Below are 15,025 nucleotides of genomic sequence, written 5' to 3'. Positions count from 1 at the left end.
AAGTGTGAAGTCTGTGTAAAGCCCGCATGGTTATGCTCAGCGGGCCGATATTCGGCATCCGGCAACGGAAGTTGCCAATCGAAGAGACGGGCGACCCCTTGAGACGAAGAGTCCAGCCACACGACACCAGGAGGAGGATGGCCCTCGCGATACGGTCGATATGCTTGAGCCTGCTGCCCATGGCGCTCCTTCTGGGCCTGCTCGGATCTAGCCCCGCTACCGCCGAAGACACCGCCGGTGCGAGCCAAGGCGTGTACGGGCTCACAAATCGCGGCAAGGTCGTCGAGTTCTGGAGATCTGGAGGTCCTGGGGTCAAGTCTGCTGCGGAAGTCGCTCTGACAGGCAGTGACGACGACGTTCTGCAATTCCTCAGCCAGGCGGCAGCCCTCACCGTCCAAGATGAGCGGGTTGCTGCTGCCCAGATCGCCAGCATAGGCGGCAGCAGCGTGCAGGCAGCCGCTGACAAGGCTCTGTCGGGGCTTCCCGTTGATTTGGAAGCATTCCTGCGTGATGGCTGGCAAGCTCCGCTGGGGCAGGACAAGCGGGTCCGGGTCGCGCGGATCATCAGCGCTGGTGGGCCAAACGTTCAGGCGGCGGGCAATGCTGCGCTCAACGGTACGGCCGATGACATCAACAAGTTCCTGAACGCTGGCCAGTACGCCCAGCGCGCGCAGGACAACCGGGTGCAGGTCGCGCAGATCATCAGCACCGGTGGAACCAATGTCCAGATAGCTGGCGACCTCGCGCTCAACGGCTCAGCCGACGACATCAGCGAGTTCCTCCAGGTCGGCCAATACGTGGCACGTGCTCGTGACCAGGAACACGCCACGGTGGCGCAACTCGCCGCCCAGGCCGCTGAGGCAGGCCGTCAGGCGGGCATCGAGACTCAGGCAGCCAAGGACGCTTCGGCGCGCGCGGTAACCGCCTCGAAGCTGGCCAAGGACGCCGCCAAGCAGGCCGCCGCGGAAGCAGCCGCAGCCAAGGGAGACACCGAGAAGGCCGCGTCGGCCGCCCAGCGCGCCGCCACGGCCGCGCGCCAGGCCGCAACCGCTGCCCAGCAGGCGGTCGATGCCGCCAGCGCGGCCAACAGGTCGGCCCGTGTCGCAGCAACCGCAGCCTCTCAGGCCGCTTCGGCCGCAGCGGGTGCCGCGCAGGCCGCCTCGCGGGCCCGCAGCGCCGCCGCCGCAGCAGCCACCGACGCCTCCCAGGGTCATGCCGCAAGTACGGCGGCCGATGCTGCCCGCGCTGCCGCCACCGGCGCGGACACGGCTGCGGAGGCTGCCAAACAGGCCGGGATCGCAGCAACAGACGCAGCCGTTGCCGCAACCTCAGCCGCCAGTGCTGGTGCCAACGCCACGGCCGCCGCGGATGCGGCTGACGAGGCCAGCGGATATGCCAATCAGACCGACCGACGCACCACTGAGGCCAAAGCCGCAGCCGCATCCGCGCGCCGCCATGCGAAGGAAGCCACTCGGGCGGCCAATGCTGCCGGGGCTCTGGCCCGCCAGGCCGCGACTGCCGCAAACCAGGCACATGATGCTGCCCAATCGGCGGCCACTCACGCCAGGGGGGCAGCAGCCGCCGCCGATCTTGCCGCTATTCACGCCGGCGAAGCCGCCACCGCTGCAGCTGAATCCACCCGCCACGCCACGGCTGCCAAGGAAGCTGCCAACACGGCCAGTGCGGCGGTCGTCCAGGCCAAGGCGACACACGACCTCGCACGCCAGGTCGACACCGAGGAACTCACCACCCGCACCAACGAGGGCATCGCGACGGCCCAAGACCTGAAGGCTGCGGACGACGCCAGCAAAGCCGCCGATGCCAGTGCGGCACAGCAGGACAAGGACCTCGATACCGCGGCGCAGAATCTGGCCACCGAGGCATCCCAGCCCGGCGCCGACGTCGCGAGCGTTGCCACGAAGGGACGCAAGATCGCGCTTGAGGCTGTGAAGACCCGTGGCCCGTGGAGTCGTGCCACGGCCGAGGCCGCCCTCGCTGGGTCGGATTCCGACGTTGTGGCGTATATCCGCACCGGGTGGAAGCAGGCCGGGCAGCAGGACGATCGCACTCGGGTCGTGCATCTGTCGGTGGAGAGCAGCCTCAGCTCGGTCCGCACTGCCGCCGATACGGCTCTCAAGGGAGACGACGCCCAGGTCTCCGCGTTTTTGACCGCAGGTCAGTACACAGCTGGCGAACAGGGCTTCCGCGTGTACATCGCCCAGGTCGTCGCCGTCGGCGGGCCCGTCGTCCAGGAAACGGGCAATGCCGCGCTGACCTCGGGGTCCCTCGACAAGTACCGTGCGTTCATCACCGCTGGCCAGTATGAGGCCCGCAAACAGGACGAGCGGGTGCGCGCCGCCCAGCTCGTCGACAGCGGCGGTCCCGAAGTCCAGGCCGCGGCCCGTATCGCTCTGGAGGATCCGCCGCAGCTGCTGCACGATTTCATCCAGGCCGGCCAGTACAAGGCACTGCGAGAGGATCTGCTGGCTGCCACTCACGTTGCGCAGATCGATAGGTTGATCGCCGATGCAGCCAGCATCGCGGCCACCGCACAGCAGAATGCCGCTGAAGCTGGCGTGGTCGCCGCCACCGCCCGCAAGGCCGCTGCGGAAGCCGCCGAATACGCCAAGCAGGCCCAGTCCTCGGCCGTCGACGCCAAGACCTCCGCCGACCAGGCAGCCTCGTATGCGAAAAGCGCTGCAACTTCCGCCGCCAATGCCGCTGCCTCGGCCAAGACCGCCCGCAAGGCGGCAGCTGAGGCAAAGCAATCCGCTTCGGATGCGGCGGTCTCAGCCGCCGACGCATCGGCCTCATCGGAACTGGCGCATGTCTCGGCATCCGCTGCTTGGACCGTCTCGCAACAAGCCCACGCTCTCGCCGTCGCCGCTGGCGAGGACGCCACCATTGCGAAAGCTGCGGCGTGGGAGGCACTCACCGCAGCCGTCACCAAGGCAAAAGCTGAAGAGGAAGCGCAACGGCAGGCCGAGATCACAGCCAAGCAGAAAGCTGAGTCGGACCCTGGCGAGCAGGCGCGGGAGCAGTATCGGTGCGGAGTCCTGGGCTGCGATGCCATGGAGAACCCCGGACGGTGGTGCCAGCACAACGAGGTCGCTTGTGAAGTTCTCTCCATGGGACCCACAATCTACGATGCGGCCGGCAAACTGGTCGAAATAGAAAAGAATATACTCGGCCTCGGTGAGCTAGAAAACTGCGCTAGATATCGTGATCTTGATGCGTGCGCACAACTTACTACGGACGTAATATTCGCATCAAAGCTGAAGCTCCTGGCGCGGACATACGAAGAACTGCAGGCACTGAAGCAAAGTTGCACAAAATGCTTCTTGGCCGGCACTAAAGTACTAATGGGCAACTCCTCAACTCGGAACATCGAGGACATAAGGCAAGGTGATAAAGTCCTTGCAACCAATCCGGTCACAGGAGAGACGCAACCGCACACGGTTGACCGTCTGATTGTCACCGAAGGGGACAAGCACTTCAACGAACTGACCATCGTGACCCGCAGCGGTCCTCAGAAGGTCACAGCTACCTACGAGCATCCGTTCTGGAGCCCCGCCGCACACCGCTGGATCGAGGCGCGTGATCTCAAATCCGGTGACACTCTCCTGAGTACTGGGAAGACCACCGTTCACGTCCAGGTCAACCGCGCCTACGATCAACACGCACGCACCTATAACCTCACGGTCGAAAACCTCCATACGTACTACGTACTCGCAGGTGCCACGCCGATTCTTGTCCACAACAGCAAGTGCACTGGTAGCGCAGCGGGTATTTCCAACAATGCGTATAACGCGATCGACGATAAATACGGACCTCAAATCGCCGATGGCGTCGACTATAACGAACAGGTAATGCACGGATCGGATCTGGGGCGCGCGGCGAGTCATGACATTCCGGGGATTGGTCACGATCCCGCAGCATTGGCCGACTACTTCGCGGGATTCCGTAATGCGAAGTACACTCACATCGACAATCGGATCGAACCGGGTTCGTCGCAAGCGTTCGCACTCTACGATGCCGACAAGGGTGTGGCAATAATCAAGACGACTCGTATGATTCACGGGTATAAGATGAGTCCATCCGATTTCGCAGCCCGATACGATCTGATTCCGTGAGGTCTAATGAGGACTAAAGTGCAGGTTGAAGAAATTCCCGGTGGGTATCGCATCAGGTTGACGGAATCGCAGCACTGGCTGTTGGCCAGCTCCCTTTCCGCCTTCCTGGAAAGCGTTCAAAGTTCGGCCGAGGTCGACCTCATGCTGGGTTCGACTGGAGGAAGGCTGGAAGGGATTCTCGCTGGCGCGGAACGTGCCGAAGTCGGGAGTCGCGTCATGTTGGATGTATCCCTCGAGGAAGCGCATGCAATCCATGCGCTTCTAACTTGCACACCGTCCCTCTTCGCAACCGAGGAGACATTCCATGTGCGAGTCGGAGCGTATCGCGAGAATCTTCTCGCGGTTGCTGCAGGTTTCACCTCAGCCATCCGTCAGCTGAATCAGTAGTTTCGACCGGAAGTCCAAGAAGCCCCGATGTTCCATCGGGGCTTCTTGGACTTCCGACAATGTAAGCGGGTGTTGCGTCAACGTCGTCAAGCAGACGGCGATCCGCACCCGGAAATATCCTGATGATCGTCTCCGGAAGCCTCGGTCTTGCCGACGCCACCCGGCTCGCCCCTGAGCTTTGCGGGTGGGAGCGGGGACGCGGACCGGTTGCGAATCATGGCGACGAGCCGTGGGGATTCGGGGGAAGGCTGTTGTTCGCTGTACGGCTGGTATCCCCATGTCTCGTACAGCGCCTGGACCTTCCCCTCGCCTGCCTTCGGGTTGACCAGGAGCGTTACCCGTTCCTCTGCGCGTGCGGCGAGGAGATCGTCGTGGATGCGCCGGGCCGCTCCCGTCCCGCGCCACGGCACTCTGAGCATGATTTCTTTCAGCGCCACCGTCGGGGTAGTGGTGTAGCCGTCGGGCAGGACGGTGGTCATACGTGTCCACCAGCGGTCGCCGGGCTGGAGGGTGTTGACGTAGGCGTATCCGACCGGTTGTTCGCCGTCGTAGCCGATGACGGCTTCCCATCCGGGCTCTGCGGCGTGGCGGCCGAGGCGTTCGCTGTACCGCTCGACGGAGTAGTGCGGCAGGTGGATGAGGTCGGCTCGTACTTCGGCGTAGATGCCGATGAGGGTGTCCCAGACGGGCGCCACGGTGGTGGTGTGGCGAAGCCGGAGGCCGGTGGCGGTGTTCATGCGGGGTTCCTCCGGGTGTCGTGGGCGTACTCGTCCCAGTCGTGGGCGGCCGGGCTGTTCGGGGCAGTGGCGTGGAGTTTGGTGGTGAAGGAGTGGAGCATGCCGGCGACGCGGACGTGGCGGGTGGCGGCGTCGGCAGGAACAGACATGGCGGTGGCGACCGCGGGTTCGAGGTCTCCTTGTCCTAGCTGGGCTTGCGCGAGTCGGGTGGTGGTGATGGCGCGGCTGCGGTGCATGTGGGGGCGGAGGATGGCCAGGCTGCGGTGGGCGTGGGCTTCGGCCTGTTCGTAGTTGCCGAGGCTGAGGTATGCGGACAGCGCGAGGCTGTCGATCTCCGCTTGGTCATAGAACGCTTTGAGCCAGAGCGGGCGGTCGGCGTGCGGGTCGGCGTGGTCGAAGGCTTCCTGGGCGTGGCCGAAGGCGCGCTGGGTCGCGCCGGTGTTGCCGGTGACGGCGTGGATCGCGGCGTGGCGGGCGTGTCCGAGGGAGGCGAACATCGGGTCGCGCCGACCGATGCTCAGGTTGCGCGCGACATCGTTGGTCGCCAGCGCGTCGGCGGGCCGGCCTATGTGCCGGTAGAGGGTGCCGGCGTGGGACCAGATGCGGAATTGGATGGTCGGGTCGCCGGACATCGCGGCGAGGCTGGAGGCGCGGTCGAAGTGCCGTAGGGCGGTGTCGAAACGCCGTCCGTCGATGGCGGCCCACATGGCGCTGGAGGTGAAGGCCGCCGCGCAGGCGTAGAGGCCGCCCCGGATGCGCTGGCTGGCCGTGCCGAACTGCTGGAGAGTGAGGGCTTCATCGGCCAGGGCCAGTGCGTGGGTTTCAATGGTGACGCGTCCGCCGTGCCGGTGATCGCTGGCGATGAGCGCCGCGAACTTGGTCTCCAGTCGTTCGATGTCGCTGGATCCGACCCGTGGGGCGGCAAGCGCAGGGGCGGACAGGGCAGCGGTGGCGGTGATGAAGGAGCGGCGGTGCACGGGTTCCTCCGGCGGTACGGGTACGGATGCCCCTCGCGGGATGAAGCCCAGTTCCAGGATGGGGCACCCGAATACTGCCTCCAGCGCGAGCCTTTGTCGTTCTTGCGGCCAACGGGTTTGTCCGGTGAGCCAGCGTCGGACCACGCGCTCGGAGACTTCACCGGGCCTTCCGGTGAGCTGGCGGATCGCGTCATTGACCAGTTCGGCCAACTCGCGCTGGCGTAACTTTCGCTCCCGCATGCGGGATTGAAGGGCCGCATTCCTCATGTCCTCACGGTAGAGCTGCCGTGTCCTGCATCACAGAGGGCGGGTAAAGAGGCGGTCAAGTAGTCCGGTGAGGTGCGGCCCGCGCGCGCTGGCTTTGCCCTGTACGCGTCCGATCACTCTGCGTTTGCATCGTGGGAGCCGCGCAGTCCGGGCCTGCCTTACTCCATGGCGGCGCGGCTTCCCGTTCCGCCGTCCTGCCTTGCCACCCCCGACGGGGCGGGGCGGCACCCGCTACTACGGAGGTAGACCGATGATCGGCGCCGAACGGCGGAAGCTGCCCGACCACAACGATCCCGATCTCCCACGCCGGACCCCCGGCGACCTCATCCGAAGCCGATATCTCGCCGAGGCCGGGTGGAGGGCTTTCGGCGCACCCAGCCCCGCGCTGACGGCTCGCTCCGAGCGTGGCCTGACTCGGTTCCTGCGCAGGGAACAGCAGCGCCGGCCCGACAAGGTCGGGGGTGAGGCGTAATGACGGATGCACCTGCCTGGATCCACAAGGGCGCTTTCGTCAGAGACCGGACCGTCGGCGTGGAGGGGGAGATCACGCAGATCGGCTCCGGGTACAACTGCGTCGACCCGCAGGCGTCCTATGTGTGGCTGCGGCCCGTCGGCGGCGGCCTGGAGCATCTGGCGCAGATCGATGACCTCGAACAGGCCCGGCCGTGAGCCGCGATGGAGCGGTGGCCGGACTCCTGATCATCCTGGGCAACGTGCTCGGCCTGGTCGCTCTCGGCGTCAGTGTCCACGGCCAGCCGGAGGCTGCTCCTCCGCCGGTCGTTCCCCGCTGCGTACCGGATCTCGACCCGCCGGCCGCATAGCCACCCGCTCCACGGAACGGGATCTGCTGGTCCGCACTGCGCGCATGCAACGAATGGAGATGCCGTCATGGCGGTCACGATGCCGTCCACGCACTGGCCGGACACTGTCCAGCGCCTCGCCGAGGTCCCGAGCGCGGTCATCATGCAGCCCACGACCCTGTGCCAACCGCTGGACTGCCATCACTGCTGCCTGCCGTTCCGCAAGGTGAACCACTTGATGTCCGTGGACGTCGCGGCAGCCGTCGCTGGGCCGGTCAACGCCTGTGCCCAGGACGACCCGCTCTCTGCGGCTGGGCCGAAGGGAGCCGCCAGACCTCCGCACGCGGTGCACGACGCCCGCGTGCGGGGATGGCCGGGAACCGCCGCCGGGGCGTGGTTGCGTCACTACGCTCCGTGCGGCGGCACCTGGCCATCAAGCACCGAAATGCGCGACACACCTACGAGCAGGAGGACTGCCATGAACACCAGCACCACCACTCGCCCCGCGGCCGACGCGGTCGACCTCGACCTGGACGTCAGGATCGTCACAGCCGGGCCTGTGGCGGCGGCGCTGCTGAGCAGCACCGACGACGGCTGTGACACCAAGACGGACGGCGACTGCTGACTTGGTCACTGCGGGGGCCTGCGGCGGGAGTTCCCGCCGCAGGCCCCCGTCACCGAATGAAGGACCAGTTGCCCGGGAGGCGCGAGGTGAAGGCAGCGCAGCGGATGCCGTATTACCGGCAGACCGGGACGGCGATGCTGCGGGCGAGCGTGCACACCGATCAGGCGGGGACCGCGCCCTGGCCTGGGCTGTCCCCGGACGTTGACGACGCGCAGTGGGTCGGATGGCTCACTGCGGCATGGGCGAACCGGCCAGTTGCCGAGGCTGTCGCGATCGCCAGCCCGGTACTGGCCGAGCAGATCGACGCTGCGCTCGCCGGACAGCCGACGGATGCCGGGCAGGTGCGCCGCATGGCTCTGGCTCTGGCGCGCTACCTTGTGCGGATGCGCGGCCGGGCTACCCCCTTCGGGGCTTTCGCCGGTGTGAGCACGGCGCGCTTCGGCCCGCGCGCCTCGGTGCGGTGGACGGAAGCCCACCAGACCCGCGCTCAGGTGGACGCGGTGTGGCTCGCTCACGTGATCGCCCGTCTCGAAGCCTGTACGGAACTGCGGCGCCGACTGCCGGTGCAGATGAACGACTTGGCCGTCGTCCGCGGTGAGCGACTCGTCGTGTCCTGGTCCCCCCACGCCACCTCCGCCCGCCCGCCGGGCGAGGTGTCGGTGCGGCACATCCCGGTGGTGCGGATGATCCGGAAGCTGGCCACGTCCCCTATTCGGGCAGGCGCCCTGGTCGTCAAGGTCGCTGCCGAATACCCCGGCGCCTCCGTGCAGGCCCTGGAGGCGCTGGTGGGCGAGCTGATCACGCAGGGCGTGCTGATCAGCAGCCTGCGTCCCCCCTCGACGGCCACCGACGCCCTCGCGTACCTCTTGGACCGGCTGGACGAGGCGGACGCGGCCAACCTTCCCCAGACGCAAGCGCTGGCCGGTGAACTACACGCGATTCACACCCTGTTACGGGCAGCCGACCGTTCCGAGCCATGGCCACAGTGGCGTGGCAGGCGCGAGACTTCGGCGCGGATGCGTGCGATCTCCGACGCCGTCGACCAGCCCCTCACCGCTGATCTGCGGCTCGGGACCACGGTGGTGCTACCCCAGGCGGTAGCGCGAGAAGCAGCCGAAGCGGCCAGTGCACTCATCCGGCTGAGCCCGGCCCCCGCAGGCAACGCGTCATGGCGCGAATACCACGGCCGGTTCCTCGGCCGGTACGGGCCAGGCACGCTGGTGGCGGTCGAACAGCTCGTCGATCCCACGACCGGGCTCGGCGTTCCCCGCCACTTCGCACACCCCGGTGGCCGGGAACTGTCACTACGCGATGAGGCCCTGCTCACTGTGGCCCAGCAGGCCGCGCTGGACGGCGCCGGTGAGGTCGTCCTCAACGAGGAGCGCCTTCAGGCGCTGGCCGCCGGGGAAAGTCAGCGGCCGGTATCACCCGTTGACCTGTGGGTTGATGTCCGCGCCACCACGACGTCCGCCTTGGACAGCGGCGACTTTGCCCTGGGCCTGCGGGGGTTCGGCCGGCTGGGTGCGAATACCGGCAGGTTCCTGGCCCTGTTGGATGAGCCCGAGGGGCAGCAGGTGTCCGACCTGTATGCCCAGCTGCCGCCCGGGGTTGCAGGCGCGCTCGCCGCGCAGTTGTCCTTTCCACCCCAGGAGGTACGGCAGGAGAACATCCTGCGCGTCCCGAGTGTGCTGGCAGACATGGTCACCCTGGCCGAGCACCGTGAGCCGGGCGCCGGTCGCATCCCGGTGCGGGACCTCGCGGTCGCTGCTGACCAGCACAGGCTGTACGTGGTGTCGCTGTCCCGGCGGCGGGTGGTGGAGCCGATGCTCCCCCATACCGGGGCTCAGCACACGATGCCGCCCCTGGCGCGTCTGCTGTTCGAGATCCCGCGCTCCGCTCACCCCCAGGTGATGTCCTTCGACTGGGGCGCCGCCTCCGGCCTGCCCTTCCTGCCGCGTCTGCGCTACGGCCGCAGCATTTTGGCACCTGCCCAGTGGCGCCTGCGCCCGGCCGACCTGTCCGGCCCCACGGCGCCACGGCGCGAATGGGCTACGGCCCTCGACACGATCCGCGAACAGCGGCGCCTTCCCACGAACATCGCCGTCGGTTCCGGCGACCGGCAGTTGCGGCTGAACCTGGACGAGGCCATGGACCGCGACCTGCTCCGCGCACACCTGGACGCGGCCACCGGCCCGGTCACGCTGACCGAGGCGCCCGCTGCAGCCGACCACGGATGGTTCGGCGGCCGGGCGCACGAGATCGTCATTCCGCTCGTCGCGACCGCGCCGCCCGCCCCAGCGCCCGCGTTCCTGACCGGACCGGCACCGCTGCCGCTGGCAGCGCGCCACCCGGGAAAGGGCGTGGTGTACGTCAAGCTGTACGGGCGCCCGGAGGTCTTCGACACCCTGCTGACCGACCATGTGCCGGCCCTCTTGGCCCGGTGGGTCACGCCGCCCCAGTGGTGGTTCGTCCGCTACCGCCATCCCGCCCCGCACCTGCGCGTCCGGCTGCACGATGCGGACTGTGCCCTCGCGGCCGGCCGGGTGGTGGCCTGGGCGAACGGACTGCGGCAGCGCGGCCTCGTCGGAGAGATTGCCTTCGACGCCTACCAACCGGAGATCGGGCGGTACGGGACTGGGGCAGCCATGGCGGCGGCCGAAGCGCTGTTCGCCGCCGACTCCGCAGCCGTCTGCACCCAGCTCGCTGCGCTGTCCCTCTCCGGCGACCTGCATCCGCAGGCCCTGACCGCAGCAAGCCTGGCCGACCTGACGGTCGCGATGACGGGCAGCCGATCGGCGGGGTTGCGCTGGCTCATCGACCACCCCCAGCTCGCAGGCGGCGAGCCTGTGCGGGATCGCGACATGCGCCAGCAGACGTTGCTGATCGCCGGCGGCCAGGTCCTTGATGAGCTGCCCGGCGGCCCGCAGATCGTCGCCGCCTGGGCTGCGCGGGCCCAGGCCGCAGCCCGGTATGCCGCCTGTCTCACTCCCGCGACCACCCGGGTGACGCCCGGCTCGGTCCTCACCTCGCTGCTGCACCTACACCACATCCGCGCCCACGGCCTCGACGCCGAGGCGATGACGCACAAACTCGCGCGGGCCATCGCCCTGGCCTGGGCCTCAGGCCAGAGGATGGAGCGGGAGGAGATCAACCGATGACTGTGCTGGAGACCAGGCAGCAGGCCGCTGCCGAGGCCATGGCCGACCACCTCGCCGCTGACCTGACCGTGCCGCCGCCGTCGGAGCACGGCGATGACTACAGCCCGGGCAGTCCCCGCTGGCGCGACCAGTCACTGTCCAAGGGCGCCGCGGGCGTCGCCGTCCTGCACGGACTGCGCGCCCGGTACGGTCTGGCCGACGACAAGCCGGTGCGCGCGTGGCTGGCCCGCGCCACTCGCGACGATCTGACCGCCGGGCCAGGCGCCGGATTGTGGTTCGGTGCCCCCGCGCTCGCCTTCGCCCTCCAGGTCGCGGCCCCCGGCGGCTACCCGGGCGCCACAAGCCGCCTCAATGACGGCGTCACCCAGCTGGTGCGAACCCGCATCGCAGCCGCCCACGCCCGCATCGACGCTGCGCAGCGCCCCTCACAGTACGAGTTCGACCTCACGCGCGGACTCGTCGGACTGGGTGCCCATCTCCTCCACCGGGACCCCGGCGGAGACCTGGTGCGCCAAGTCCTGGCCTATCTGGTGCGGCTGACCGAGCCCGTGGCGGCGGCCGACGAGGCGGGAGCAGGTGCGCCGGGCTGGTGGACCTCCGACAGCTCCGCCCGCGACCGCGATCCCGCCTTCGCTGCCGGTGAGGCCAACTTCGGTATGGCGCACGGTTGTTCCGGCCTCCTCGCGCTCCTGTCCCTGGCGATGCGGCAGGCGGTGACCGTCGACGGGCAGGCCGCCGCCATCGAACGGATCTGCCGGTGGCTGGAGGACTGGAGGCAACAGGCACCGGCGGGACCGTGGTGGCCCGAGCGGATCAGCCTGCCCGAACTCCACGCCGGCCAGCCTCATCAAGGCGGACCGCTGCGGCCCTCGTGGTGCTACGGCACGCCCGGCCTGGCCCGCGCCCAGCAACTGGCCGCCCTCGCCCTCGGCGACCGAGCACGCCAGCAGGCGGCCGAAGATGCTCTGGCGCGCTGCCTGGCAGACCCCGTCCAGCTTGCCCGCATCAGCGACCCCGCCCTGTGCCACGGCTGGGCCGGCCTGCTCATGACGGTCCGGCACGCCGCCGCCGACGCGGCCACCCCCGACATCGCCGCCCACCTTCCGCGGCTGGTCGACACGCTCCTCACCCAGGCCCGCCACGTCCCGCCTGGAGCCCTGCCGGGCCTGATCGAAGGAAGCGCTGGCGTCGCCCTGACGCTGCACACCCTCGCAACCGGCACGCACGGCGGCTGGCCAGCCTGCCTTCTCCTCGGCTGAACACCGCCTCACACCGATTGGACTGCGACGATGCGCGAACCCGACAGCCGTTGGCGGCAGGTCAACCTGTGGTGCGAGACCTGGCAGGCCGCCGAACAGATGGCCGCCCGCCACCTGGGACCACTGCTGATCGACGCCGAACACAGCGGCGAGATCACCGCCTGGTGGTTCATCCGAAAAGGCGAATCATGGCGACTGCGCGTCCTGCCTGCCGGTGACCGCGACGCGGACCTCTTCCTCGCAGAGCTGACCCAGACACTCACCGGCCGCGCCGTGATCCACCACGCCGAAAGCGTCATCTACGAGCCGGAGACTCGGCGCTTCGGCGGACCGGAAGCCATGCACGTGGCCCATAACCTCTTCCACACCGACAGCCGCCACGTCCTGCACCATCTCGCCGGTACGCAGGGGGAAGGAGACCTTCGCCGCGAGCTGGGTGTCCGGCTGGCCACCCGCATGATGCTCGCTGCCGGCCAGGACTTCTACGAGCAGGGCGACATCTGGGCCCAGGTCGCCGAGCACCGCGGGAGCCAAGGACACATCGAGCCCTCCCCGGGCACGCTCGCTGCGGTGCAGACGCTCATCACCGCCAAAAGCGATAGTGAAGACAGCCCCCTCGTCCTGGCGCCCGACTGGCCCGCCGCTTTCGAGAACGCGGGAGCCGCTATCGCCGATCTGGCCCGCTGCGGACGCCTTGCCCGTGGCCTGCGGGCCGTGCTCACCGATCATCTGCTGTTCGCCTTCAACCGGCACGGCATCTCCGCAGCCCACCAAAGCGCCCTGGCCACTGCCGCGAGCCGCGTGATCTTCCACCGGGAACCGATACCCAGCTCACTACCGCAAAGCGGCCATAACGATCCCGTTCATCCCACTACAGTCAGGCCCGTGACCATGCACTCCACCGACGCCCCGGCCCTCGACCCCCACGAGCTGGTCGAAGCCCTCATCGCCAGGATCGACCGCCTCGGGAACTTCCGCACTCCCCAGGTCAAGGACGCCTTTCGCGCCGTGCCCCGGCACGTCTTCCTGCCCGGCGTGGACCTGGCGACCGCCTACGCCCCCAAGCCCGTGGTGACCAAACGAGCGGAAGACGGCAGCGCGATTTCTTCCGCCTCCAGTCCGAGCATGGTGGCCACCATGCTCGAACAGCTCGACGTCCGGCGGGGCCAGCGCGTCCTGGAGATCGGCGCGGCCACCGGCATCAATGCCGCGCTTCTAGCGGAGCTGGTTGGCCCGACCGGCTCGGTGGTGACCATCGAACTCGACGACGACCTGGCCGCCGGCGCCCGCACTGGTCTGGCCGCGGCCGGATACGACCAGGTCGAAGTGATCTGCGGCGACGGCGCCCTCGGTGACCCCAGCGGTAAGACGTTCGACAGGATCATCGTCACCGCCGGCGCGTGGGACATCTCCGCCGCCTGGTGGCAGCAGCTCGCTGTCGGCGGACGCCTGGTCGTGCCGCTTCGCCTGCACGGCAGCGGCCTGACCCGCTCGCTCGCCTTCGACCGCACCACAGACGCCCGGATGCTCAGCACCAACGCCGAAGTCTGCGGATTCGTGCCAATGCGCGGCGCCTCCGAGATGGGCGAGCGCCACGTCCAGCTCGCCGACGAGGTCGTCCTCAAGATCGGCGCCGACGACCTGCCCGACGAAGTTGCCCTCGCGAAAGCCCTGACCCACCCCGCCCACCAGCAGTGGACCGGGATCGAAGTCCGCCACGACGAACCCGCCGCCCATCTCGACCTGTGGCTCGCCACCTTCCCCACCGGCCTGCGCTTCAGCCGCCTGTCCGTCAGCGCCTCCGCCCGCACCCTCGGCCTGGCCGACCCTGCCATGCGATGGGCCGGCGCGGGCCTCTACGACGAGGGCACGATCGTTTACATCGCCGCCCGCCCCGTCAGCGACGCAGCCAACGAGCTGGGCCTCATCGCGCACGGCCCGGACAGCAGCAAACTTGTCGGCCAGGTCAACGACCTCCTGCACCGCTGGAGCCAGGACAGGCCAGCACAACCCATCGTCACCGCATACCCCGCCACCACGCCCGAGGACCAAATCGCCCCGGGCGCTCGAATTGCCCGTCCTGATACCCGCCTGACCATCAACTGGTAATCAGTGGAGATTGCGCAGACCTGAGGGGTGCGGCCGGTGGCGGGCCGCCTCGCCACGGCACGCCTGGCCGCCCAGGACTTGGACGGCGCCCCGGACGCCGCCTTGGCCTGGAGCTGCTGGAGAACCGCGTTCGCTTCGACCGGGCATACGTCCGGCTGACGAAGTTCAGCAACTACCTGCAGCCGTACGCCGGGGTGCCGTCGGTCCTTGAGTTCCGCGACCGGCTTCAGGCTCTTCCGACCGTCGTCTGACAGCGTTCGCGGGACACCTCCGGTGCCGACGCCGCCCCCAGCGTCACGGCGAGCCTCCACGAGCCCCGTCCAACCGGAGGCCGTCGGGGGCAGATCCAGCGTGAGGCACCCGGTGCTCCGTACAGCAGAACCGGCGACCGGGCAGGGGCCCGGCCGCCGGTTCTGTTTTGGCGCTTTCCCGGTGTGGTCAGCGCCCAGGGCTTGATCAAGTTCCTTAGGTGACCGGTTCGTTGGTGATGCCCAGGATGGGGAGTGCTCGTTGGGGTTCGTCGCGGATCGCCCGGGTGGTCTTGGCGATGTTGTCGGCTCCGAGGGTTTTCAG

Annotated in this window: 10 protein-coding genes; 8 read left to right on the top strand and 2 right to left on the bottom strand. The window is 68.4% G+C overall.

The window, feature by feature from the left end; translation table 11 throughout:
• Nucleotides 1-170 precede the first annotated feature (170 nt).
• Both O3W51_RS27080 and O3W51_RS27075 read left to right on the top strand, forming a co-directional pair.
• Nucleotides 171-4,133 carry a polymorphic toxin-type HINT domain-containing protein gene (locus O3W51_RS27080; protein ID WP_269287624.1) on the top strand — a complete coding sequence of 1,321 codons (3,963 nt, stop codon included), beginning with the start codon at nt 171-173 and terminating at the stop codon, nt 4,131-4,133.
• Between the two features lie 18 nt (nt 4,134-4,151).
• Complete coding sequence (locus tag O3W51_RS27075; protein ID WP_269287602.1) at nt 4,152-4,520, top strand: hypothetical protein; 369 nt, start codon at nt 4,152-4,154, stop codon at nt 4,518-4,520.
• A gap of 86 nt (nt 4,521-4,606) precedes the next feature.
• On the opposite strand, the gene O3W51_RS27070 is transcribed toward O3W51_RS27075, so the two are convergent.
• Together O3W51_RS27070 and O3W51_RS27065 are read right to left on the bottom strand one after the other, a co-directional pair.
• The gene (locus O3W51_RS27070; RefSeq protein ID WP_331284095.1) at nt 4,607-5,257 is read right to left on the bottom strand and encodes a GNAT family N-acetyltransferase; all 651 of its coding nucleotides are present in this window, start codon (nt 5,255-5,257) and stop codon (nt 4,607-4,609) included.
• Complete coding sequence (locus tag O3W51_RS27065) at nt 5,254-6,474, bottom strand: helix-turn-helix domain-containing protein (RefSeq protein ID WP_269287601.1); 1,221 nt, start codon at nt 6,472-6,474, stop codon at nt 5,254-5,256. Before O3W51_RS27065 ends, O3W51_RS27070 begins: the two co-directional genes overlap by 4 nt.
• Before the next feature lie 498 nt (nt 6,475-6,972).
• On the opposite strand from O3W51_RS27065, the gene O3W51_RS27060 reads away from it, so the two are divergent.
• From O3W51_RS27060 to fxlM, 6 genes are all read left to right on the top strand, one after another.
• Entirely contained in the window at nt 6,973-7,170 is a 198-nt protein-coding gene (locus O3W51_RS27060) for a hypothetical protein (RefSeq protein ID WP_269287600.1), read from the top strand.
• Complete coding sequence (locus tag O3W51_RS27055; RefSeq protein WP_269287599.1) at nt 7,167-7,322, top strand: hypothetical protein; 156 nt, start codon at nt 7,167-7,169, stop codon at nt 7,320-7,322. The genes O3W51_RS27060 and O3W51_RS27055 overlap by 4 nt, the downstream gene beginning before the upstream one ends.
• A gap of 457 nt (nt 7,323-7,779) precedes the next feature.
• Nucleotides 7,780-7,926 carry an FxLD family lanthipeptide gene (gene fxlA, locus O3W51_RS27050; protein ID WP_164294782.1) on the top strand — a complete coding sequence of 49 codons (147 nt, stop codon included), beginning with the start codon at nt 7,780-7,782 and terminating at the stop codon, nt 7,924-7,926.
• Nucleotides 7,927-8,012: 86 nt separating this feature from the next.
• On the top strand, nt 8,013-11,084 hold the full coding sequence (locus tag O3W51_RS27045; RefSeq protein WP_269287598.1) for a lantibiotic dehydratase: 3,072 nt from the start codon (nt 8,013-8,015) through the stop codon (nt 11,082-11,084).
• On the top strand, nt 11,081-12,343 hold the full coding sequence (locus O3W51_RS27040) for a lanthionine synthetase C family protein (protein ID WP_269287597.1): 1,263 nt from the start codon (nt 11,081-11,083) through the stop codon (nt 12,341-12,343). Before O3W51_RS27045 ends, O3W51_RS27040 begins: the two co-directional genes overlap by 4 nt.
• 30 nt (nt 12,344-12,373) lie before the next feature.
• On the top strand, nt 12,374-14,452 hold the full coding sequence (gene fxlM, locus O3W51_RS27035) for a methyltransferase, FxLD system (protein WP_269287596.1): 2,079 nt from the start codon (nt 12,374-12,376) through the stop codon (nt 14,450-14,452).
• Nucleotides 14,453-15,025 lie beyond the last annotated feature (573 nt).

This window comes from Streptomyces sp. H39-C1, assembly GCF_027158125.1.
In the GTDB taxonomy this organism is placed as follows: Bacteria; Actinomycetota; Actinomycetes; order Streptomycetales; family Streptomycetaceae; genus Actinacidiphila; species Actinacidiphila fildesensis.
The sequence above is the reverse complement of the archived record's forward strand: the minus strand, read 5'-3'. Positions and strand labels throughout refer to the sequence as shown.